18 protein-coding genes are annotated in these 21,056 nt (G+C 68.1%); 11 read left to right on the forward strand and 7 right to left on the reverse strand.

Annotation, left to right across the window (positions count from 1 at the left end):
- Positions 1-115: 115 nt before the first annotated feature.
- From AC5RVS_RS10840 to AC5RVS_RS10850, 3 genes are all read right to left on the reverse strand, one after another.
- Entirely contained in the window at positions 116-1,015 is a 900-nt protein-coding gene (locus AC5RVS_RS10840) for a bifunctional methylenetetrahydrofolate dehydrogenase/methenyltetrahydrofolate cyclohydrolase (RefSeq protein WP_493987871.1), read from the reverse strand.
- A 1-nt stretch (position 1,016) separates the two neighbouring features.
- On the reverse strand, positions 1,017-2,297 hold the full coding sequence (gene glyA / locus AC5RVS_RS10845) for a serine hydroxymethyltransferase (protein WP_494108119.1): 1,281 nt from the start codon (positions 2,295-2,297) through the stop codon (positions 1,017-1,019).
- Between the two features lie 247 nt (positions 2,298-2,544).
- Positions 2,545-3,645 (reverse strand): S1C family serine protease, encoded by a 1,101-nt coding sequence (locus AC5RVS_RS10850; RefSeq protein WP_494108120.1) that lies wholly within the window; start codon positions 3,643-3,645, stop codon positions 2,545-2,547.
- Positions 3,646-3,829: 184 nt separating this feature from the next.
- Here AC5RVS_RS10850 and AC5RVS_RS10855 point away from each other — a divergent pair, with 184 nt between their 5' ends.
- The 8 genes from AC5RVS_RS10855 to AC5RVS_RS10890 all read left to right on the forward strand — a co-directional run bounded on the left by AC5RVS_RS10855 (position 3,830) and on the right by AC5RVS_RS10890 (position 11,941).
- Entirely contained in the window at positions 3,830-4,939 is a 1,110-nt protein-coding gene (locus tag AC5RVS_RS10855) for an NAD(P)-binding domain-containing protein (RefSeq protein WP_494108121.1), read from the forward strand.
- Between the two features lie 5 nt (positions 4,940-4,944).
- Positions 4,945-5,805, forward strand: coding sequence for a formyltetrahydrofolate deformylase (gene purU, locus AC5RVS_RS10860; RefSeq protein WP_493987867.1), 861 nt, complete (start codon positions 4,945-4,947; stop codon positions 5,803-5,805).
- A gap of 203 nt (positions 5,806-6,008) precedes the next feature.
- A complete protein-coding gene (locus AC5RVS_RS10865; protein ID WP_494108122.1) occupies positions 6,009-6,620 on the forward strand; it encodes a class I SAM-dependent methyltransferase in 612 nt (203 codons plus the stop codon).
- A 71-nt stretch (positions 6,621-6,691) separates the two neighbouring features.
- Positions 6,692-7,225, forward strand: coding sequence for a gamma carbonic anhydrase family protein (locus tag AC5RVS_RS10870; RefSeq protein ID WP_494108123.1), 534 nt, complete (start codon positions 6,692-6,694; stop codon positions 7,223-7,225).
- A 189-nt stretch (positions 7,226-7,414) separates the two neighbouring features.
- Positions 7,415-8,635 carry an ROK family transcriptional regulator gene (locus tag AC5RVS_RS10875; protein WP_494108124.1) on the forward strand — a complete coding sequence of 407 codons (1,221 nt, stop codon included), beginning with the start codon at positions 7,415-7,417 and terminating at the stop codon, positions 8,633-8,635.
- Between the two features lie 147 nt (positions 8,636-8,782).
- Positions 8,783-10,063, forward strand: coding sequence for an ABC transporter substrate-binding protein (locus AC5RVS_RS10880; protein WP_493987863.1), 1,281 nt, complete (start codon positions 8,783-8,785; stop codon positions 10,061-10,063).
- Between the two features lie 88 nt (positions 10,064-10,151).
- The gene (locus AC5RVS_RS10885; protein ID WP_493987862.1) at positions 10,152-11,057 is read left to right on the forward strand and encodes a carbohydrate ABC transporter permease; all 906 of its coding nucleotides are present in this window, start codon (positions 10,152-10,154) and stop codon (positions 11,055-11,057) included.
- Complete coding sequence (locus AC5RVS_RS10890) at positions 11,057-11,941, forward strand: carbohydrate ABC transporter permease (protein ID WP_494108125.1); 885 nt, start codon at positions 11,057-11,059, stop codon at positions 11,939-11,941. The genes AC5RVS_RS10885 and AC5RVS_RS10890 overlap by 1 nt, the downstream gene beginning before the upstream one ends.
- 70 nt (positions 11,942-12,011) lie before the next feature.
- On the opposite strand, the gene AC5RVS_RS10895 is transcribed toward AC5RVS_RS10890, so the two are convergent.
- The gene (locus AC5RVS_RS10895) at positions 12,012-12,581 is read right to left on the reverse strand and encodes a hypothetical protein (RefSeq protein ID WP_494108126.1); all 570 of its coding nucleotides are present in this window, start codon (positions 12,579-12,581) and stop codon (positions 12,012-12,014) included.
- Positions 12,582-12,742: 161 nt separating this feature from the next.
- Between AC5RVS_RS10895 and AC5RVS_RS10900 the strand changes: the two genes are divergently transcribed.
- Entirely contained in the window at positions 12,743-13,834 is a 1,092-nt protein-coding gene (locus tag AC5RVS_RS10900) for a Gfo/Idh/MocA family protein (RefSeq protein WP_494108127.1), read from the forward strand.
- 107 nt (positions 13,835-13,941) lie between these two features.
- On the opposite strand, the gene AC5RVS_RS10905 is transcribed toward AC5RVS_RS10900, so the two are convergent.
- From AC5RVS_RS10905 to purH, 3 genes are all read right to left on the reverse strand, one after another.
- The gene (locus AC5RVS_RS10905) at positions 13,942-16,170 is read right to left on the reverse strand and encodes an NADP-dependent isocitrate dehydrogenase (protein ID WP_494108128.1); all 2,229 of its coding nucleotides are present in this window, start codon (positions 16,168-16,170) and stop codon (positions 13,942-13,944) included.
- A gap of 117 nt (positions 16,171-16,287) precedes the next feature.
- Positions 16,288-16,551, reverse strand: a complete 264-nt coding sequence (locus AC5RVS_RS10910; protein ID WP_494108129.1) for a hypothetical protein — start codon at positions 16,549-16,551, stop codon at positions 16,288-16,290.
- Between the two features lie 118 nt (positions 16,552-16,669).
- Positions 16,670-18,346: a bifunctional phosphoribosylaminoimidazolecarboxamide formyltransferase/IMP cyclohydrolase gene (purH, locus tag AC5RVS_RS10915; RefSeq protein WP_494108130.1), complete on the reverse strand. Its 1,677-nt coding sequence runs from the start codon at positions 18,344-18,346 to the stop codon at positions 16,670-16,672.
- Positions 18,347-18,477: 131 nt separating this feature from the next.
- Between purH and AC5RVS_RS10920 the strand changes: the two genes are divergently transcribed.
- Together AC5RVS_RS10920 and AC5RVS_RS10925 are read left to right on the forward strand one after the other, a co-directional pair.
- Positions 18,478-19,284, forward strand: a complete 807-nt coding sequence (locus AC5RVS_RS10920) for a hypothetical protein (protein ID WP_494108131.1) — start codon at positions 18,478-18,480, stop codon at positions 19,282-19,284.
- 96 nt (positions 19,285-19,380) lie between these two features.
- Positions 19,381-21,027 (forward strand): AAA family ATPase, encoded by a 1,647-nt coding sequence (locus AC5RVS_RS10925; protein WP_493987855.1) that lies wholly within the window; start codon positions 19,381-19,383, stop codon positions 21,025-21,027.
- Positions 21,028-21,056 lie beyond the last annotated feature (29 nt).

The raw sequence follows: 21,056 nt of genomic DNA on the forward strand, positions 1-21,056 counted from the left end.
CGCAGGCCTTACGAGGTGAGGACAAGGCCAGCCGGAACCAAGCAACGTGGCCGGAAACGACGAGAGGGCGGCGTCCGGAATCCAGACACCGCCCTCTTGACGCTCAGCACATGGTTCAGCCGGCCTGGCGCTCGGCGGCTCCCACGACGTTGGCCAGCAGCATGGCACGCGTCATCGGACCGACGCCGCCGGGATTGGGCGAGAGCCAGCTCGCCACGTTGCGGGCCTCAGGCTCCACGTCGCCGGTCACCCGGGCCTTGCCGTCCTCGTCCTCGACGCGGCTGACGCCAACGTCCAGCACGACGGCGCCCGGCTTGAGGTCGGAGGCCTTAATCATGTGCGGCATCCCCGCGGCGGCAATCACGACGTCGGCCTCGCGCAGTTCCGCTGCGAGGTCCAACGTTCCGGTGTGGGCGAGGGTCACGGTGGCGTTGATTTCCTTGCGCGTCAGCAGCAGGCCCAGGGGCCGCCCTACGGTAACGCCACGGCCGACGACGAGCACGCGTTTGCCCGCAAGCTCGATGTCGTGGCGCAGCAGCAGCTCCACACAGCCGTGCGGGGTGCAGGGCAGCGGCGAGTCCAGCGGCTCGCCCACGTTGAGCACCAGCCGGCCCAGGTTCATCGGGTGCAGGCCGTCGGCGTCCTTGGCCGGGTCGATCTTCTCCAGGATGCGGTTCGTGTCGATGTGCTTGGGCAGCGGCAGCTGCACAATGTAACCGGTGCAGGTTGGGTCGGCGTTGAGCTCATCGAGGACCGCTTCGAGTTCCTCCTGCGAGACGGAATCAGGCAGGTCGCGACGGATCGACTCTATGCCCACTTCGGCGCAGTCTTTGTGCTTGCCGCCGACGTACCATTTACTGCCCGGGTCCTCACCGACCAGCACGGTACCCAGGCCGGGCACGATGCCCCTGGCCTTGAGCGCCGATACCCGTTCCGTGAGCTCGGTCTTGATCTGCGCCGCGGTGGCCGTGCCGTCCAAAACGCGGGCGGCCGGCGGGGTCGAGTTGAGGGTCATGTCACCACTCCTCGTGGCCGGGGTAGAGCGGGAAGTCGTCGGCGAGCTTCTTCACGCGGGCCCGCAAGGCGGCAGTATCGGCGCCGCCCTTGAGCGCGGTGGCGATGATGTCTGCAACCTCGGTGAATTCGGCAGCCCCGAAACCGCGGGTGGCCAGCGCCGGAGTGCCGATGCGCAGCCCCGACGTGACCATCGGCGGGCGCGGGTCGAACGGCACGGCGTTGCGGTTGACCGTAATACCTGCCTCGTGGAGCAGGTCTTCGGCCTGCTTGCCGTCCAGCTCGGAATTGCGCAGGTCCACCAGGACCAGGTGGACGTCGGTGCCGCCGGTCAGCACGGACACGCCGGCCTCGGCCACATCGGCGGCGGCCAAACGCTCGGCCAGGATCCGGGCGCCTTCGAGCACGCGCTCCTGGCGCTGCTTGAACTCCTCGCCTGCGGCAATCTTGAAGGCTACGGCCTTGGCAGCAACCACATGCATCAGCGGCCCGCCCTGCTGGCCCGGGAACACGGCCGAGTTGACCTTCTTGGCGAAGGCTTCCTTGCCCAGGATCACGCCGGAGCGAGGGCCGGAGAGGGTCTTGTGGACCGTGGAGGTGACAATGTCCGAGTGCGGCACCGGGTTCGGATGCAGGCCGGCGGCAACCAGCCCGGCGAAGTGTGCCATGTCGGTCCAAAGGTAGGCCCCGACCTCGTCGGCGATGGAACGGAACGCCTCGAAGTCCAGCTGGCGGGGGTACGCGGACCAGCCGGCCACCAGCACGTTCGGGCGCTCGGCCAGCGCCTGCTCGCGGACCTTGTCCATGTCCACCCGGAAGGTCTTCGGGTCGACCTCGTAGGCGGCGACCTGGTAGAGCTTGCCGGAAAAGTTCAGCTTCATGCCGTGCGTGAGGTGGCCGCCGTGCGCCAGGGACAGGCCCATCAGCTTGTCGCCCGGCTGGATCAGTGCGGAGAGGGCGGCCGCGTTGGCCTGGGCGCCGGCGTGCGGCTGCACGTTGGCGAATTCCGCGCCGAAAAGCGACTTGGCCCGCTCGATGGCCAGGTTCTCGGCGACGTCTACGTGCTCGCAGCCGCCGTAGTAGCGGCGTCCCGGGTACCCCTCGGCATATTTGTTGGTCAGGACCGAGCCCTGGACTTCGAGCACCGAACGCGGCGCGAAGTTCTCTGAGGCGATCATTTCGAGGGTGTCGCGCTGGCGGCCGAGTTCGGCGTCGATCACGGCGGCGATTTCAGGATCCACCTGGGACAACGGCAGATCGGTCACGGAGGGCGTAGAAGTCAAGGGAGAATCTCCTGGGTGGTGGGGCTTATCTCACTGCTACAGGCCAGATTACCGGCTGCAGGCACCCGCACGCATGGCGCATGACCTGCCCCGGACACACTCCGGCCCGAAGGTGACCTCACGTCCCAGGCGTGCGAACCGTGGTCGGTACATGCAGGAGCGGTAACCAACGGTCCCCGGTCCTGCTGCCACTTCCTGGTGGTGTCCCACCTAACGCCAGTCGCGGCGAGCCAATACTAGCAGCCGGTCACCTCGCCGGCCGGTCCGAGAGCGCGACCTGCACGCTCCGGGTTTCGCCGTCGCGCCGCACTTCCACGCTGACCGTATCGCCCGGATTATGCTGGCGGACGGCGGCCAGCAGGTCTTCGGCCGCCGCCAGCGCCTCGCCGTCCACGCTCAGCAGCACATCCCCGGCACGGATTCCCGCCTGGTCGGCCGGGCCGCCGTCGCCCACGGACAGCGCCAGGACGCCCTCCGCCTGGGGCACTCCAAGCTGCTCGGCGATCGCCGCCGTGATGCTGGCGGGAGTCAGACCCATAAAAGCGTGGTCGGCGGTTCCGTCTTCCAGCAGTTCCTCGGCGACTTCCCGGGCAGTGGCGGCGGGGATGGCGAAACCGAGCGACACCCCGCCAGCCTCCGGCGGGATGTAGGCCTCGCTGATGCCCACCACCTGGCTCCGCGCATTGACGACGGCGCCGCCCGAGTTGCCGGGGCTGATCGGCGCGTCGGTCTGGATCAGGTCCACCAGCGCCAGGCTCGACGAGGCGGAGCCCGGGATGGAACGGTGCAAACCGGAGATAATGCCTGCCGTGGCAGTATTCTCGAAGCCCAACGGGGAACCGATCACCACGGCAAGTTCGCCGATCGTCGGCAACGAGGTGTTGAATTCGGCGGCCGGGAGCCCGTCGCGCTCGGTCTGCACCAACGCCAGGTCGGACACGGGATCCGTCGCCAGAACCTTCCCGGGGCTGCGTTGCCCGTCGGCGAAGCCAACCTCCACGTTGGTGCTTGCGACGACCACATGTTCGTTGGTCAGGATCAGCCCGTCTTCGGAATAGACCACGCCGCTGCCCAGGCCGCTGTCGGTAAAAACCGTCACCACGGACGGCTGCACGTTCTCCACGATTTCCGGAATGCCGCCTGTAGGCTGCGCTCCCCCGGGCTGTACTACCGCGCCGCCCTGCGCCTGCGTGGTCCCGCCGCCGGTCGCGGTCGGCTCCGCGTCGCCGGTCCCGGCCGGCTCCCCGCCGCTCTCGCCGGTGCAGCCGGCCAGGCCCGCCAGAAGCGCGGCTGCGAGCAACACGCGCCCGGCACCCCGCAGGGATTTCTCCCGTTCCAGATGCGTCATGGCCCGGACCTTCCGTCGTCGCTGCTGCCACCCTAGACCCATCGGGATCCGCAGAAAACGCTTCCGCGGCAATCGGATGGATCCGGCCCGCAACCCTCTCTCCCCGGCAGGCCGCGGAATACTCGGCTCCCGGCCATCGTTGCACCGGACAGATGTTGAAGCGTCAACAATCGGAGGGAGCATCGTGACGGACCAGGCAATCGGCACCGGGCAACGGCCGCTGCAGGCGGTGGTGATCGGCGCAGGCCAGGCCGGGCTGAGCGCAGCCTACCAGCTGGCCCGCCGCAGCCTGGTCCCCGACCGGGACTTCGTGGTCCTCGACGCCAACGACGGCCCGGGCGGCGCCTGGCGCCACCGCTGGCCCTCGCTGACCTTCGACGCCGCACACGGACTGCACGACCTTCCCGGCCTGCCGCTCGGGGTTCCGGACCCGGGGGAGCCGTCCTCCGCCGTCGTCCGCCGTTATTACGGTGACTACGAGCAGCGGTTCCTCCTCCCTGTGCACCGTCCCGTGCGCGTAACCTCGGTGGACGACGACGGTGCCTTCCTGCGGGTGCGCAGCGACACCGGCGGCGAGTGGTTGGCCCGGACCGTCATCAGCGGCACCGGCACCTGGGACAAACCGCACTGGCCGCACTACCCCGGCCGGGAGACCTTCCGCGGCCGCCAGTTGCACACCCGGGACTTCTGGTCCGCCGACGACTTCCGCGGGCAGCGGGTCCTGGTGGTCGGCGGCGGGACGTCCGCGCTGCAGTTCCTGCTCCAGCTGGACGCGGCCGGCGCGGACACGGTCTGGTCCACCCGCCGCGACCCCGACTTCACCTCTGCCCCGTTCGACATGGAATGGGGCGTCGACGTGGAGCGCCGGGTCAGCGAGCGCACCCGCGCTGGCCTGCCGACCCTCAGCGTGGTCGCCGCCACGGGGCTGCCGCTGACCGAGACGTACCGGAAGGGCATCGACGACGGCGTGCTCGTCTCGCGCGGAAAGCTGGCCCGCATCACCGAGCACGGCGTCGAATTCGTCGACGGCTCGGCCGAAGACGTGGACGTCATCCTCTGGGCCACCGGATTCCGGCCATCGCTGGACCACCTGGTGCCGCTGCGGCTGCGTGAACCGGGCGGCGGGATCATGATGGGTGAAGACGGCGTTACGGTCGTGAAGGAGCCGCGCCTGTTCCTGGTCGGATACGGCGCATCCGCATCCACGGTCGGGGCCACCCGCGCCGGCCGGGCGGCCGCCGTGGCCGCCGTCAAGTACCTTGCCGCAGAAGCCGAACCCCAGCCGGTACCCTAGGACTCGTGACTGAAGCTCCCGCCGCCACCGCCTACACCCTCACTCTCTCCTGCCCGGACCGCCCCGGCATCGTGCATGCCGTCGCCGGCGCCCTGGCCGGGGCCGGCGGAAACATCACCGACTCGCAGCAGTACGGCAGCCCGCAGTCCGGCCGGTTCTTCATGCGGGTGGCCGTCGCCACGGACCAGTCCTACACCGAACTCCACGACCGGTTGCAGCCGGTCGCGCAGGAGTTCGGCATGGACTGGAAGCTGCGCCGCGAGGGCGTGAAGATGCGCACCCTGCTGATGGCCTCCAAGTCGGCGCACTGCCTGAACCACCTGCTGTTCCTGCAGCGCTCCGGCACGCTGCCGGTCGAGATTCCCGCCATCGTCTCCAACCATCAGGACCTGGCCGACCTGGCCGCGTTCTACGGCATCCCCTTCCACCACATCCCCGTCACCCCGGACACCAAACCGCAGGCCGAACAAGCCCTGCTGGACCTGGCCGCGCAGCACGACGTGGAACTGGTGGTGCTGGCCCGCTACATGCAGGTGCTCAGCAACGAACTCTGCACCGAACTGGCCGGCAAGGCCATCAACATCCACCACTCCTTCCTGCCCAGCTTCAAGGGCGCCAGGCCGTACCACCAGGCGCACGCCCGCGGGGTGAAGCTGATCGGCGCCACGGCGCACTACGTCACCGGGGACCTGGACGAGGGCCCGATCATCGACCAGGAAGTCATTCCGGTCCGTCATGCCCACACGGCCGAGCAGTTCGTGGCGCTGGGCCGCGACGGGGAGGCGCGCACCCTGGCCCGCGCCGTGCAGTGGCACGCCGAACACCGCGTGCTGCTCGACGGCGCCCGCACCGTCGTCTTTAACTAATCGGAGGCCGTCGTCGGCTCGCCGGACGTCGCCTTCACTAGTCGGACGCCCGTCGTCGACCCGTCGGTCGCCTTCAACCAGCGCCGGCCCCACCTCCCCTCGCCGGCGCGGTTCGGCTGCGCCGCACGCCCGGTCCGTCGTCCATCGCGACGGCGGAGTGTCCGCCCCTGTGCCCCGCCGGACTCAAGGCGTACTCTCGTCGGATGGGCAACCATGAGCCTGAGATAAAGGCGTTCTACGACCGGCAGGCGCCCGACCGCGACCGGCGCGGGACGGATCCCCAGAGGGACGCAGCCCGGCAGGAATTCATTGCCTCCCTGGTCGCCGCCCGGCGGCACAGCGTGTTGGAGATCGGCTGTGGCACCGGTACGGACGGGCTCGCGTTCAAGGCCGCGGGCATCCATTACACCGGCGTCGATCTCTCCGAGGAAAACGTCCGGCTGGCCCGGGCGAAGCACCTGGAGGCGGTGGTCGGCTCGGCCCGGGAGTTGCCGTTTGCCGGGGGGACGTTTTCGGCCGGCTGGACCATGAGCACGCTGCTGCACGTACCCGACCAGGACCTGCCGGATGTTCTCGCCGAGACCATGCGGGTGCTCGTCTCAGGCGCTCCGCTGGCGGTCGGGCTCTGGTCCGGCGATGACGAGGAGGGCATCGTTGCCGACGACGACTTTGAACCGCACCGCTTCTACAGCCGCCGCAGCGACGCAACCGTCCGCCGGCTCTTCGCCGAGCACGGCCTGATCTCGGGTTTCACCACGTGGGAGCGGCCCGAGTTCGGCCGGCACTACCAGTTCTTCATCCTGACCAAACCGTGACCGGCCGGATCCAGGGCGGCACGTCCGCCACGAAGCTCCTGCAGCACGTCCGGTATGGCTAGGCTGATGGGATGGCCCACATCATCACCATCTCCGGCATGCTGCCCGCCGTCGATCCGTCCGCCTTCGTCGCCCCCACGGCGACGCTCAGCGGGGACGTGGCGCTGGCAGCCGATTCCAGCGCCTTCTACGGCGTCAGCGTCCGCGGCGACACCGCTCCCATCCGCGTCGGCGAGCGCAGCAACCTGCAGGACAACGTGGTCCTGCACGCAGACCCAGGCTTCCCCTGCACCGTCGGTGCCGGCGTCAGCGTCGGCCACGCCGCCGTGATTCACGGGTGCACGGTCGAGGACAACTGCCTGATCGGCATGAGCGCCACGATCATGAACGGTGCAGTGGTCGGTGAAGGTTCGCTGGTCGCAGCCGGCGCCGTCGTCCTGGAGGGCACGCGCATTCCCCCTCGTTCGCTCGTCGCCGGCGTCCCCGCCAAGGTCCGCCGCGAGCTGAGCGAGGACGAGTACCAGTCGGTGCTGGACAATGCCGCCCGCTACGTGGAATTCGCCGCCGTGCACCGCGACGCGATCGACGACGCCGCCGAGGCGTAGCCGGCCGGGGTGGTGCCGTCCGGGGTGGGTGCCGTGGCCGCGGCGCAGCCGGTTCCGGCCGGGGCGGGTGCCCAGCCTACGCTCGCGACGCCCGCACGGATCCATGCCACCCCGCCCACCGGCCGACGCATTGCGGGAGTTTGCGTTAACTTCTTGACTACAACTCGGCGCTGCCGCACGCTTTTGTGTATGCCAGCCGATCCGCCGTCCACCCTCGAGGCCCCGCAGCGGCCCGCGCCGCGCGGTGCCCAGAACCGGCCGGGGTCCCAGAGCGCCTTGCGGCGGCGGAACAGCCAACGGGTCCTGCGGGCGCTGATGTCCCGCGGCCCGCTCACGCAGGCCGAGCTGTCCCGGCAAACGGGGCTGTCCACCGCCACGGTCTCCAACATCGTCAAGGCCATGGCCGACGACGGACTGGTCAGCACCGCGCCGACCACGAGTTCCGGCCGCCGCGCCCTGTCGGTCATGATCGACGGCCGAGGCGCCGTTGCCGTCGGAGTGGATTTCGGCCGCCGGCACGTGCACGTTGTACTGGTCAGCCTCGACCACCAGGTGCTTGCCGAAGGTGCCGTCGAATTGCCGCTAGGCCACGGGGCCGAGCAGGGCATCGACACCGCCGCCCGGCTGGCGCAGCGGTTGTTGGATGAAAACTCGGTCCTTCCCCGGGCCGTGATCGGCGTGGGCGCCGGCATACCCGGCCCGATCGACCGGCGGACCGGCACCGTGATCCACGGTGCCATCCTGCCCGAATGGGTGGGCATCAATCTGCTGGCCAGGCTGCAGGAAAGGTTCGGCACCGACGTCTTCGTGGACAACGACGCAAATTTGGGCGCGCTGGCGCAAGTGAGCTGGGGCCCTTACCAGCACGCGCAGAACCTGGTCTTCCTGAAGATCGGATCCGGCATCGGGGCCGGCCTGGTCCTCAACGGCAAGCTCTATTACGGCCATGTCGGCGTCACGGGCGAGGTCGGCCATGCCACGGTCGCCGAGCACGGCATCATCTGCCGCTGCGGCAACCGGGGGTGCCTGGAGACGGTCGCCTCCACCTCCACCATGATCGACCTGCTCAGCCGCGGCCGGGGCGAGCCGATCGGAACCGAGGACATCGTCCGGATCGCCCTGGAGGGTGACCCGGCCGTCTTGCGCGTGATAGATGATGCCGGCCTTGCGGTGGGACGTGCCCTCGCCAACGTCTGCAACCTGCTCAATCCCGAAGTCATCGTGGTGGGCGGCCCGCTGACGGGCCTCGGCAGCATCCTGCTGGACCCGGTACGTCGCGGGCTGCTGCGCCATGCGGTGCCGGTCGTGGGCGAATCCACGGACCTGGCGATGTCCACCTTGGGCAGCCGCGCGGAGGCGTTGGGCGCCGCGACGCTGGTGCTTCAGCAAGCCGAACTCCCCGTCGCCTGAGCACCGCCAGGGCTGCCCGGGGAGCGTCTTTGCGTTCAACTCTTGACGACAAGCGGTGTGACGGAGTTAACTTCCGTACTAAGCCACACATCCGTGTGCGGGTCTTGCTGACCCCGTGGCCACAGACTGCTGATTGATGGAGGCTTTATGCGACGCAAATCTTTGCTCGCCGGCGTTGCGGCCGCAGGTTTGCTCCTGTCCGCGTGCGGCGGCGGAAGCGCGGTGGAAGAAGCAAACCCTGAGGAAGCGTCGGGTTCGGTAGGAGTCTTCACCTGGTGGGCGGACGGTTCCGAGAAGGTCGGGCTGGATGCGCTGGTGGAGATCTTCACCGAACAGTATCCGGAACTAAAGTTCGACAACCTTGCCGTCGCCGGCGGTGCCGGCAGCCAGGCCAAGAGCGTGCTGGCGGCCAACCTGAAGTCGGGCAATCCGCCGGACTCGTTCCAAGCGCATGCCGGAGCCGAGCTGCAGGACTACATCGCCGCCGACCAGCTCGAGGACCTCACCTCCTTCTACGAGGACGCGCAGCTCAACGAGGCGTTTCCCCAGGACCTGCTGGACCGGCTGACCGTTGACGGCAAGATCTACTCCGTCCCGTCGAATATCCATCGGGCAAACGTGGTGTGGGCCAACGTGGACGTGCTGGAGGAAGCCGGCCTGGATCCGAACAGTCCGCCAGCCGATCTCGACGCCTGGTTTGCGGACATGGACAAGATCAAGGAGACGGGGAAGACCCCGCTGGCCGTGGCCGGCACCTGGACCCAGGTACAGCTGTTCGAGAACATCCTGCTCGCCACCCTCGGCGCCGAGGGCTACAACGGGCTCTGGGACGGCACCACCGATTGGTCCGGCCCCGACGTGACCGAAGCCATCGAGAACTACAAGAAGACCCTCAGCTACACCAACTCCGACCGCGACACCCTCAGCGACTGGGGTCCGGCCACCCAGTTGGTGGAGGACGGCGCCGCCGCCTACAACGTGATGGGCGACTGGGCCGAAGCCAAGTTCGCGCAGGACGGCAAGAAGCCCGGTGAGGACTACGTCTACTTCCCCACCCCGGGCACCGACGGCATCTTCGACTTCCTGGCCGATTCGTTCACGCTGCCCAAGGGTGCTCCCAATCCGGCCGGTTCCGAGGCCTGGCTGACCACCATCTCCAGCGTTGAGGGCCAGCAGGCATTCAACGCGGCGAAGGGCTCCATCCCGGCCCGCACGGACGTGCCGTCCGACGAGTTCGGCGAATACCAGCAGAGCGCCATCGAGGACTTCTCGTCCGACACCATCGTGTCCTCGCTGGCCCACGGTGCCGCCGTCCCGGTGGCCTGGCTGAACGAACTGAGCACCGCCGTCAGCAAGTTCGGCGGCCCGCAGGACGTGGCTGCCCTGCAGGAATCCTTGGCGTCCATCGCCGAGAAGTTCATGCAGTAAGCCAGGAGGCCCGGAAGGGCGGGCGCGGCACCACCGCGCCCGCCCTTCCATGTCACACCGGCGTGCACGGCTGCACTAGGAGAAGTCCATGTTCAAGAAAGTGAAGACCTGGGGACCGGGGCTGGCCCTTATCGCCCCTACCCTCATCCTGCTGGCAGTCTTCGTCTATGCGTTGATCGCGGAAAACGTCCGCATCTCGATGACCAACCAGCACACGGCCCGACCGTCGTCCGAATTCGTCGGCGTGGAGAACTACCTCCGGTTGTTCGGGGACGCGGATTTCCAGCACGCACTGCGCAACCTGCTCCTGCTGACGGTGGTGTTCCTGGCCGGCACGCTGATCTTCGGCTTCCTCTGGGCCTGGATACTGGAGCGGCCCGGCGCCGGCGAGGGGCTGTTCCGCTCGGTCTACCTCTTCCCGATGGCGGTGTCCTTCATCGCCTCGGGCGTGGTCTGGCGCTGGCTGCTCTCGAGCCTGCAGACCAACGAGCCCGGCGGTGATCGTGCCACCGGCCTGAACCGGCTACTGGACAGCGTGGGGCTCGGCTTCCTGCAGAACAGCTGGTGGTCCGATCCCAACTGGGGCATTGCCGCCATCGCCGTGCCGGCCATCTGGCAGCTCTCCGGCTACGTGATGGCCCTGTTCCTGGCCGGATTCCGCGGCATCCCGGAAGAACTGCGTGAAGCCGCGCGGATCGACGGCTGCAGCGAATGGAAGCTCTATCGTCACGTGATCTTTCCGCAGCTGAGCCCGGTGATGCTCTCGGCGGTCATCATCATCGGCCACATGTCCTTGAAGCTGTTCGACCTGATCCGGGCGATCGTTCCCGACGCCAATACCTACGACATCCAGGTCCCGGCGACCATGATGTGGGTCAAGTACATCGGCAGCGACTACGCCGACTCGGCCGCCATCGGCACCATCATGCTGGTGCTGGTCGCGCTGGTGGTCGTCCCGTACCTCGTCTACACCTCGCGGCAGGAGAAGCGCTGATGGCCACTGCAACCGTGCCGCCGCCCGTCGAGGTTGCCCGACCCCGGCCCGCGGCTCCCCGCACCGGCCGGCAGAAGATGAACCGCACGCTCAAGTACGCCATGCTGTTGGTGTTCATGATCGTGGTGCTGATTCCGGCCTACGTCCTGTTCATTACCAGCTTCAAGGGCCCCACCGACGCCGATCCCTCCAACGCGTGGCTCTTCCCGACAACGTGGGAAACCGCGGGCTGGGCCAAGGCGTGGGACAGCCTGGGCCCCGCGCTGGGCCGCACCTTCGCCATGGTGATCCCGGCGTCGATCATCTCCGCCCTGCTCGGATCGATGAACGGGTTCGTGCTCTCGCGCTGGCGCTTCCCCTACGCCAACGTGGTCTTCACCCTCATCCTGTTCGGCATGTTCATCCCGTACCAGGCCGTGATGATCCCGCTGACCCAGCTGATGCAGGGTCTCGAGGTGCCCAACGGAATCCCCTCGCTGCTGGTCCTGCACATCGTCTACGGCCTGCCCATCTGCACGCTGATCTTCCGCAACTACTACGAATCCGTGCCGTCCGAGCTGATCGAAGCGGCACGCATGGACGGAGCCGGCCTGCTGCGGACCTACGCCTCGGTGATCCTGCCGGTCTCCGCCCCGGGCTTCGTGGTGGTGCTCATCTGGCAGTTCACCTCGGCCTGGAACGACTACCTCTTCGCGGCGTTCTTCTCCTCCGGCTCCAACGGCCCGGTCACCATCGCGCTGAGCTTCCTCGCCGGCGGGCAGCTGACCGATTACGCCGCGTCGATGGCCGGCGCACTGATCGCCTCGCTGCCCACGCTGCTGGTCTACATCATCCTGGGCAAGTACTTCGTCGGCGGCCTCATGAGCGGTTCGGTTAAGGGCTGACCCGGCTCCCACACAACAGCGGCGCCCGCTTCCCAGTGGGGAAGCAGGCGCCGCCGCTGTTGTGGTCCGTTTAGATGTTGTGGCTGCCGCCCTCGCCGCGGCGGGGGTCGTCGGCAGTCCGTGCGCCGTCATTCCGGGCGTCATCGGCATGCCGGCCGCCCTCGTCTCCGTACGACGCAGCGGTGTCCGAACCGCGGTCGGGGACGGAGTCGCCGCGGTGGGCACCGCCGTCGTGCTTGCGGTCCTTCCGGGAGTCCCGGTCCTTGGTGTTGACGTCCGGGTCCAAGTCATCGGCGCGGCGCAGCTGCTCTTCGCTCTCCTGCTGGATTCCCTGCGCGTCGGCCTGCCGCCGGTCGGCAGCCTGGCGAAGGCGGTCGGCTTCAATCTTGGCCCGCTCGGCTTCGATGTCCGCCCGCTGGGCTTCGGCCTGCGCCTGGGTGGCGTCCGCCTGGCGCTCCCGCGCCTCCACCGAGGACACCTGCGCTCCTTGCCGCAACTCCGCTGCCTCCCTGCGGTTCTCTTCCTGCTTCTCGAACTTCCGCTTGGTGTTCCGCTTCTGCGCAAAGAAGACAATGACTCCGATGATGATCAGGAGTACAACTATCGCGATGACGATTCCGACGATCGTGCCTGTATCCATGGTGCGGGCTCCTCCTCGTTGTTGCGAAATTACTGAGCCTGCTTACTTTGTACCATTGATAGGTCCGCACCGGTAGGGCCGCCGGACCCATGCGGGAGGGATGAGACAAAGGGCAATCGGTTCCCATGGACGTTCCAGCCGCCGGCGGCCAAGATGGAGCCATGGCCCAACTGCCGTGGATCGTGACCCCACCCTGCGCCCGGCCCGGCGCGCCGGATCCGCTCGAAGCCACCGGGCGGACGCTGCGCTGGGGCGTGGTTTCCACCGGGGCCGTCGCCACCCGCGTGACCGAGGACATCGCCCGGCTGGAGGATGCCGTGCTGCAGGCGGTCAGTTCCCGCAACCAGGCCAATGCGGTCGCCTTCCAGCGGCGTTTCGGCTTCGGCACTGCCTATTTCGACGGCGGTGCAGGCAAGGGCTACGACCAGCTTTTCGCCGACCCGGATGTCGATGTGGTCTACGTGGCCACCCCGCACGGCCAGCACTACGAGATCGCGGGACGCGCGCTGCGGGCCGGCAAGCATGTGCTGTGCGAAAAGTCCCTGACCATCAACGCCCGGGAAGCCCTGGAGCTGACGGAACTGGCGGCCGCGCGGGGGCTGTTCCTGATGGAGGCGGTGTGGACGCGCTTTTTGCCGATCATCAACCGTGCGTGGGAGATCCTCGCGTCCGGCGAACTCGGCGAGGTGCGGTGGGTGCAGGCCGACGTGGGGTTCCCGGCCCTCTACGATCCGGCCGCCCGGCTTTGGAATCCGGCGGCCGGCGGTGGTGCCCTGTTGGATCTGGCGGTCTATCCCCTGACCTGGGCGCTCGGGGCGCTGGGCTTCCCGCAGACGGTCTCGGCCACTGGCTTCGTCAACGACGATGGCGTGGACGCCCAGAACGCCATGACGCTCAGCTATGGCTCGGGCGCCCAGGCGCAGCTGGCGTGTTCCCTGCAGGCCGCCTCGCCCCGCACTGCCACGGTGGCCTGCACCGGCGGCTGGCTCAGGAGCAACGCGCCGCTGCACCACCCCACCGAACTGGCGGTCGAGCCGCATTTGGGACAGCCGCGGGTGGAAACCTTCCCGAAGGTCGGCCACGGCTACGTCTTCGAGCTGCGCGAAGTCACCCGCTGCGTCCAGTCCGGCCTGCAGCAGAGTCCCACCATGCCCTGGGCGGACACTGTGGACACCATGCGGTTGTTCGACGGGGTCCGCGCCCAGCTGGGCGTCAGCTACGCCAATGACCGTGCAGTGCCGGTGACGGACTGACCCGGACAGCACGACGGCGGCCGGCGCACCTTCCCGCAGGAGGTGCGCCGGCCGCCGTCGCCGTCGCAACCGGGCGTGGCTGCTGCCGGACGGGTGCCCGCCGCCGCCTACTTCTCTTCGGTCAGGGTGGCCACGACGCGGTTCAGCGTGGCCGAGGGGCGCATGACCTCGGCTGCCTTGGCGGCGTCCGGCCGGTAGTAGCCGCCCAGGTCGACCGGGGACCCCTGCACGGCGTTGAGCTCGCCCACGATGGCGTCTTCGTTCTTGGCCAGCTCGGAGGCGACACCGGAGAAGGCCGCAGCAAGCTGGGCGTCCTCGCGCTGGTTGGCCAGTTCCTGCGCCCAGTACAGGGACAGGTAGAAGTGGCTGCCGCGGTTGTCCAGCTCGCCGGCCTTGCGCTTGGGCGACTTGTTTTCCAGCAGGAACGTGCCCGTGGCGGCGTCCAGCGTGTCGGCCAGGATCTGGGCGCGGGCGTTGCCCGTGCTGGTGGCCAGGTGCTCGAAGGACACGGCCAGGGCCAGGAACTCGCCGAGCGAATCCCAGCGCAGGTGGTTCTCGGCCAGCAGCTGCTGGACGTGCTTCGGAGCGGAGCCGCCGGCACCGGTCTCGAACAGGCCGCCGCCGTTGATCAGCGGGACGATCGAGAGCATCTTGGCGCTGGTGCCGAGCTCCAGGATCGGGAACAGGTCCGTCAGGTAGTCGCGGAGCACGTTGCCGGTCACCGAGATGGTGTCCTCGCCCTTGCGGAGGCGCTCCAGGGTGAAGGCGGTGGCCTTCTCCGGGGCCATGATCTCAATCTGCAGGCCTTCGGTGTCGTGGTCCTTGAGGTACTCGTTCACCTTGGCGATCAGGTTGGCGTCGTGGGCGCGGGTTTCGTCCAGCCAGAACACGGCCGGGGTCTGGCTGGCGCGGGCGCGGGTCACGGCCAGTTTCACCCAGTCGCGGATCGGCAGGTCCTTGGTCTGGCAGGCGCGCCAGATATCGTTCGGGAACACCTGGTGCTCGATCAGCACGCTGCCGGCCCCGTCCACCACCTGCACGGTGCCGGCGGTCTGGATCTCGAACGTCTTGTCGTGGCTGCCGTATTCTTCCGCCGCCTGGGCCATCAGGCCGACGTTGGGGACGGTGCCCATGGTGGTCGGGTCGTAGGCGCCGTTGGCGCGGCAGTCGTCGATGACCACCTGGTAGATCCCGGCGTAGGAGCTGTCCGGCAGCACGGCCAGCGTGTCCGCTTCCTGGCCGTCCGGCCCCCACATGTGGCCGGAGCTGCGGATCATGGCCGGCATCGAGGCGTCCACGATCACGTCGGAGGGGACGTGGAGGTTGGTGATGCCCTTGTCGGAGTCCACCATGGCGATGGCCGGGCCCTCGTCCAGGCCCTTGTCGATCAGCTCCTGGACGCCCTTGCGGTCTTCGGCGTCCAGCGCCGCCAGTCCGTTCAGGATGGCGGCCAGGCCGTTGTTCGGGCTGAGGCCGGCAGCGGCCAGCTTGTCGCCGTAGGCAGCGAACAGCTCGGAGAAGTAGGCCTTGACCACGTGGCCGAAGATGATCGGGTCGGAGACCTTCATCATGGTGGCCTTCAGGTGCGCGGAGAAGAGCACGCCTTCTTCCTTGGCCCGTGCCACCTGGGCGGCCAGGAATTCGTCCAGGGCAGCGGCGCGCATGACGGTGCCGTCGATGACCTCGCCGGCCAGCACCGGGAAGGCGTCCTTCAGGATTGTGACGGTACCGTCCTCGGCCACCAGCTGGATCTTGATCTTGTCGTCGGCCGGCATGACCACCGACTTCTCGTTGGAGCGGAAGTCGTCGGCGCCCATGGTGGCCACGTTCGTCTTGGAGTCGGCCGTCCAGGCGCCCATGCTGTGCGGGTTCTGGCGCGCGTAGTTCTTCACCGACAGGGGCGCGCGGCGGTCCGAGTTGCCCTCGCGCAGCACCGGGTTGACCGCGGAGCCCTTGATCTTGTCATAGCGGGCGCGGATGTCCTTCTCCTCGTCGGAGGACGGATCGTCCGGGTAGTCCGGCAGTGCGTAGCCGTGGCCCTGCAGCTCCTTGATGGCAGCCTTCAGCTGCGGTACTGAGGCGCTGATGTTCGGCAGTTTGATGATGTTGGCTTCCGGCTGCTTGGCCAGCTCGCCCAGCTCGGCCAAGGCGTCGCCGATGCGCTGCTCAGGGGTGAGGTAGTCGCCGAAGACGGCGATGATACGGCCGGCGAGCGAGATGTCGCGGGTTTCCACTTCCACACCAGCCGTGGAGGCGTAGGCCTCAACGATCGGCAAGAACGAATAGGTGGCCAGCATCGGCGCTTCGTCGGTGTGGGTATAGATAATCTTGGCCATGGGTGAGGCGTCTCCCTGCAAAAGTGGGTCTCTTTGGTTACTCAACTCCTCCAATTTACCCGAGGAGGGCCGCAGGGCGCCGGTTGAAGACGCCCACGCTGCACTGGCTGGCGCGCCCTAGAGGCCGGTGCCGGGGCCGAAAACCTGCGAGCGATGGGCCGCGTTGCCCTGTTCCAGGTGCGTGTCCTTCAGGCCGCCGGGCCGGGCGGCCTCGGCTTCGCGGGCCGCAGCATGCCGTTCGGCGGCTTCATAGGACCGGGTCTTGCGTAGCCGGGAGGCTACAAAGTACGCCACTGCACCGGCCACGATCACCGCAACGATCAGCACGCCCAGCCAGATGTCGGCCGTTCCCGACGCCGGGGTAACCTGCATCGCCAGCATGGCTGCTTCCTTTAATCGACGGTGCCGGGCGCACCGGTTCCCTTGAACCTATGTGCCCGGCACCCTGCTGGCAAGGATTCGCCCGATAACGGTCTCCGCTGCCCAGCGTGAGGAGCTGTCAGTGGAAGAAGTGGCGCGCTCCCGTGACGTACATGGTGATGCCGGCGGCGTCGGCCGCTGCCACTACTTCTTCATCCCGGACCGAACCGCCGGGCTGTACCACCGCGCGCACGCCGGCGTCGATAAGGATCTGCAGGCCGTCGGCGAACGGAAAGAACGCGTCCGATGCCGCCACGGCCCCGCGGGCGCGCTCGGGCGCCCCGGAGCCCTGCACATTGGCCGCTCCCCCGGCCGCGTCGGCCCCGCCGTCGACCGCCACGCCGAGCGTATTAGCCCGCTCTACGGCCAGGCGGCAGGAATCCAGCCGGTTGACCTGGCCCATGCCGATGCCCACCGCAGCGCGATTGGCCGCGACCAGGATGGCGTTGGACTTCGCCGCCCGCACAGCACGCCAAGCGAAGGCCAGATCCGCCAGTGTCGCCTCGTCGGCGGCCTCGCCGGCGGCCAGCGTCCAGTTGGCCGGGTCGTCGCCGTCGGCGTCAACCCGGTCCGAGGCCTGCAGCAGCATGCCGCCGGAGACCTGCTTGTACTCGACCGTGTCCCGGGCAAAGCCGTCAGGCAGGACCAGCAGCCGGATGTTCTTCTTCTTCGACAGAATCTCGACGGCCTCCGGTTCGAAGCCCGGGGCGACAACTACCTCGGTGAAGATGTCCTTGACGGTGTCGGCCATCCCTGCAGTTACCGTTCGGTTCGCGGCGATGACACCGCCGAACGCGGACACGGGGTCGGTCGCATGGGCCTTGGCATGCGCATCCGCGATCGGATCCGCGGCGCCCGGGGAGGCGACGGCGATGCCGCAGGGATTCGCGTGCTTGACCACCGCGACGGCGGGCTCGGCGAAGTCGAAGGCCGCGCGCACGGCTGCGTCGGCGTCGACGTAGTTGTTGAAGCTCATGGCCTTGCCGTGCAACTGCTCGGCCTGCGCGATGCCCGGCTCGGCGCCGGTTTCCACATACAGCGCAGCGGCCTGGTGCGGGTTCTCGCCGTAGCGCAGCGGCTCGGAGCGCTCCAGTGCCAGGCCGGCGTACGGCGGGAACTTCGGCGCCGCCTCGACGGCTTCGGCGTCATCGCCGAACTGCTCGGCGGTCCATTTGGCCACGGCGGTGTCATAGGCTGCCGTGTGGGCGAAGGCCAAGGACGCCAGCCGGCGGCGGGTCTTCAGGTCGAATCCGCCGGAGTTAGCCGCCTCCACCACGTCCCCGTACTTGGCGGGATCCACCACGACCGCCACGGACGGGTGGTTCTTCGCGGCGGCCCGCACCATCGAGGGTCCGCCGATGTCGATTTGTTCGACGACGTCGTCCTGGCTGGCGCCGGACTTCACGGTCTTCACGAACGGGTAGAGGTTGACCACTACCAGGTCGAACGGCTCGACGTCGAGTTCCTGGAGCTGCCGAACGTGGTCGTCCAGCCGGCGGTCGGCCAGGATGCCGGCGTGAACGCGCGGATGCAGGGTCTTGACCCGGCCGTCCAGGCATTCGGGGAAACCGGTGACCTCGGAGACCTCGGTGACCGGAACGCCCGCTGCGGCAATCTTCTTCGCCGTCGAGCCGGTGGAAACGATGCCGACCCCGGCGGCGTGCAGGCCCTGCGCCAGCTCCTCCAGCCCGGTCTTGTCGTACACCGAGATCAACGCACGGCGGATGGGAACACGGTCAAGCTGCTTCAGGCTCACACAAATCTCCAAGGAAGAATGGATTCGGGGATGGTCCAAGTCTAGCGTCGGGCTTATGCCGGCCACCGAGTGTGAAGCGGATCCGCGGTGTGGGTAACCTCATGGGGACAGGCAAAGGAGAACAGCACGACATGTCGGCACCGATGACTGAGGACGCGGCCCTGCGGATCGGCCGTTTTTCGCTCGCGGTCTGGTTGCTGGGTCTCCTGGTTCTGGGCGGCGCCCTCGGCTTCGCCGTCCCCCGGCTGCTGCCGCACCTTTTCACCGCCGCGGCGGCCACGGGTGCCGACCCCGGTCCGGCGGCCGAACCCGCAGCAGGGACCGGTGCGGATCCGGCACCCGGCGCCGGGGAAGCGACCGGCACGGGCTCGACGGCGGCCGGGGAGGGAACCGTGGCGGAATCCGGCGGCCCCGGCAGTTACGCAGGATCCCGCAACGCGGTCATCGGCTACCAGCGCCCGGCCGGCTACGCCGGTCCGTTCGAAATCGTCATCGACAGCGGCGCCGACGCCAGCGTAGCGGTGGACGACCCGGAGAACCCCGACTGGCCGGTTCACTTCCTCTTCAACTCCGGCGACCGGAACGAACCCTCAGCCGGGCTCCTGGCCACCGCGCGGGAAGAATTCAGGCTGCATGTCGAGGCGGACGGCGACTGGCAGCTTGAGGTCCGCCCGGTCGCCTACGCCGAACCGGAAGACGGTACGGTCGCCGGCTCCGGCCCTGCCCTGGTGCGCTATGCAGGCGACGAGGTACTGGCCGAATTCACCTACACCGGTGAGGCCAACGTCGCCGTCTACACCTGGCAGGAGTCACGTCGGAACCTGGTGGTCAACAAGATCGGCAGCAGCACCACGAGGTTCTCCTGGCAGCCGTACCCGGTGACGTATTTCCTGGTGGACACCAGCGAGGGCCGCTGGAGTTTGGACGTCGGCCGCTGAGGACTGCAACGAACCTGCGGCCAAAGCGCTCAGGTGCCTCCTACTATGCCTAAAGTAGAGCCAGATCCCGATTCTGTTCCTTAGGGGGCGAGACCCATGTCTTTTGCTGAAACGCTTGACCAAGCGTTCAAGGCCCGCATCCCCGTGCTGTACGTCGAAAGCCATGAAGAAGCACGCGTGCACGCCGAGGTGCTCAAGTGCGCCGCCGCGCTGCGCACGCCGCGCCCCGTCTGGACGTGGAACGCCAGCAGCGGGCTCCTCTCCCCCAGCGACGGCCAGCAGTCCAACACCACGGCCCCGGCACGCGCCCTGGACCGGGTGCTCGGCGCGCACGATCCCGGCGTCTTCATCTTCTTCGACCTGCACGCCTACTTCGGCACCGACCAGCGCCCGGCCGACCCCGAGGTGGTCCGGAAAGTCCGCGAGGTCTCTGCCGCCTTCCGGCAAGGCAGCACCGGACGGGTGCTGATCATCGTCGCCCCGGTGCTGCGTATTCCGCCCGAGCTGGACAAGGCCGTCACGCTGGTCGACTTTCCGCTGCCCAGCCATGACGAGATCAAGGCCATGCTGGCGCACATGATCAGCCAGAATTCCGACGGCGGACGGATCAAGGTCACGCTGAGCGAAGCCGACCAGGAGAACATGGTCCAGGCGGCACTTGGCCTGACCATGGCCGAAGCCGAGAACGCCTTCGCGCGCGCCATGGTCGACGACGGCGAACTGACCGCGCACGACGTCCACGTGGTGCTGGACGAGAAGCGCCAGACCATCCGCAAGTCCGGACTGCTGGACTATGTGGACGTGAACATCAGCCTGGACGAGGTCGGCGGGCTGAACAACCTTAAGCGGTGGCTGGCCAAGCGCCAGGGGTCGTGGCTGGATGCCGCTGCCGACTTTGGCCTCCCCGCGCCCAAGGGCGTGCTGATCACCGGCGTGCCCGGCTGCGGCAAGTCCCTGACGGCCAAGGCGATGGCGTCGGCCTGGGGGCTGCCGTTGCTGCGGATGGATATCGGCCGGGTCTTCTCCGGCCTGGTCGGATCCAGCGAACAGAACATGCGCAACGCCATCGCCACCGCCGAAGCCATCTCGCCGGCGATCCTGTGGATCGACGAAATCGAAAAGGGTTTCTCCGGCACCAGCGGCGAGGGTGATTCGGGAACCTCCGCACGCGTCTTCGCCTCGTTCCTGACCTGGATGCAGGAGAAGCGCCATCCGGTCTTTGTGGTCGCCACCGCCAACAACATCGACCGGCTGCCCCCGGAGTTCATGCGCAAGGGCCGTTTCGACGAAATCTTTTTCGTCGATCTGCCCAGCGACGCCGAACGCCGGGTGATTTGGCAGATCCAGATGGCCGGTAAGAGCACCGCCGCCAACCAGCTGGGCGCCGTCGCCAACGATCCGGCCGCCGTCGAGCTCCTCACCGCTGCCTCGGAAAACTATTCCGGCGCAGAGATCGAACAGGCTGTCGTCGCCGCACTCTTCGACGCCTACGCCGAAGACCGCCCAATCCGCCTGGACGACCTGCAGCGGGCCGTCTCCAACATGATTCCGTTGGCCATCACGCAGGCAGAGGAAGTCGGTGCCATCCGTCAGTGGGCTGCCTTGCGGGCCGTCGGTGCCACCGGCAGCGAGGATCTGGACGCCGGCTCCGGACAGCCGGTCGGTCCGGCGCAAACCGCCGGGGCCGTGCCCGCCGCGGCCTCCGGGCACCCGGCACGCGGCGGCCGCACCGTGGACTTCTAGACAACACCCGACTCCTCGAAGGAAAAGCT

This window comes from Arthrobacter sp. Y3221048 (assembly GCF_059092685.1).

What these genes read in the sequence shown, in the direction of transcription:
- AC5RVS_RS10840 (WP_493987871.1), bottom strand. Translation starts at nt 1,015, where the DNA reads ATGACCCTCAACTCGACCCCGCCGGCCGCCCGCGTTTTGGACGGCACG.
- AC5RVS_RS10850 (WP_494108120.1), bottom strand. Translation starts at nt 3,645, where the DNA reads ATGACGCATCTGGAACGGGAGAAATCCCTGCGGGGTGCCGGGCGCGTG.
- AC5RVS_RS10865 (WP_494108122.1), top strand. Translation starts at nt 6,009, where the DNA reads ATGGGCAACCATGAGCCTGAGATAAAGGCGTTCTACGACCGGCAGGCG.
- AC5RVS_RS10870 (WP_494108123.1), top strand. Translation starts at nt 6,692, where the DNA reads ATGGCCCACATCATCACCATCTCCGGCATGCTGCCCGCCGTCGATCCG.
- AC5RVS_RS10875 (WP_494108124.1), top strand. Translation starts at nt 7,415, where the DNA reads ATGCCAGCCGATCCGCCGTCCACCCTCGAGGCCCCGCAGCGGCCCGCG.
- AC5RVS_RS10880 (WP_493987863.1), top strand. Translation starts at nt 8,783, where the DNA reads ATGCGACGCAAATCTTTGCTCGCCGGCGTTGCGGCCGCAGGTTTGCTC.
- AC5RVS_RS10885 (WP_493987862.1), top strand. Translation starts at nt 10,152, where the DNA reads ATGTTCAAGAAAGTGAAGACCTGGGGACCGGGGCTGGCCCTTATCGCC.
- AC5RVS_RS10890 (WP_494108125.1), top strand. Translation starts at nt 11,057, where the DNA reads ATGGCCACTGCAACCGTGCCGCCGCCCGTCGAGGTTGCCCGACCCCGG.
- AC5RVS_RS10895 (WP_494108126.1), bottom strand. Translation starts at nt 12,581, where the DNA reads ATGGATACAGGCACGATCGTCGGAATCGTCATCGCGATAGTTGTACTC.
- AC5RVS_RS10900 (WP_494108127.1), top strand. Translation starts at nt 12,743, where the DNA reads ATGGCCCAACTGCCGTGGATCGTGACCCCACCCTGCGCCCGGCCCGGC.
- AC5RVS_RS10905 (WP_494108128.1), bottom strand. Translation starts at nt 16,170, where the DNA reads ATGGCCAAGATTATCTATACCCACACCGACGAAGCGCCGATGCTGGCC.
- AC5RVS_RS10910 (WP_494108129.1), bottom strand. Translation starts at nt 16,551, where the DNA reads ATGCTGGCGATGCAGGTTACCCCGGCGTCGGGAACGGCCGACATCTGG.
- AC5RVS_RS10920 (WP_494108131.1), top strand. Translation starts at nt 18,478, where the DNA reads ATGTCGGCACCGATGACTGAGGACGCGGCCCTGCGGATCGGCCGTTTT.
- AC5RVS_RS10925 (WP_493987855.1), top strand. Translation starts at nt 19,381, where the DNA reads ATGTCTTTTGCTGAAACGCTTGACCAAGCGTTCAAGGCCCGCATCCCC.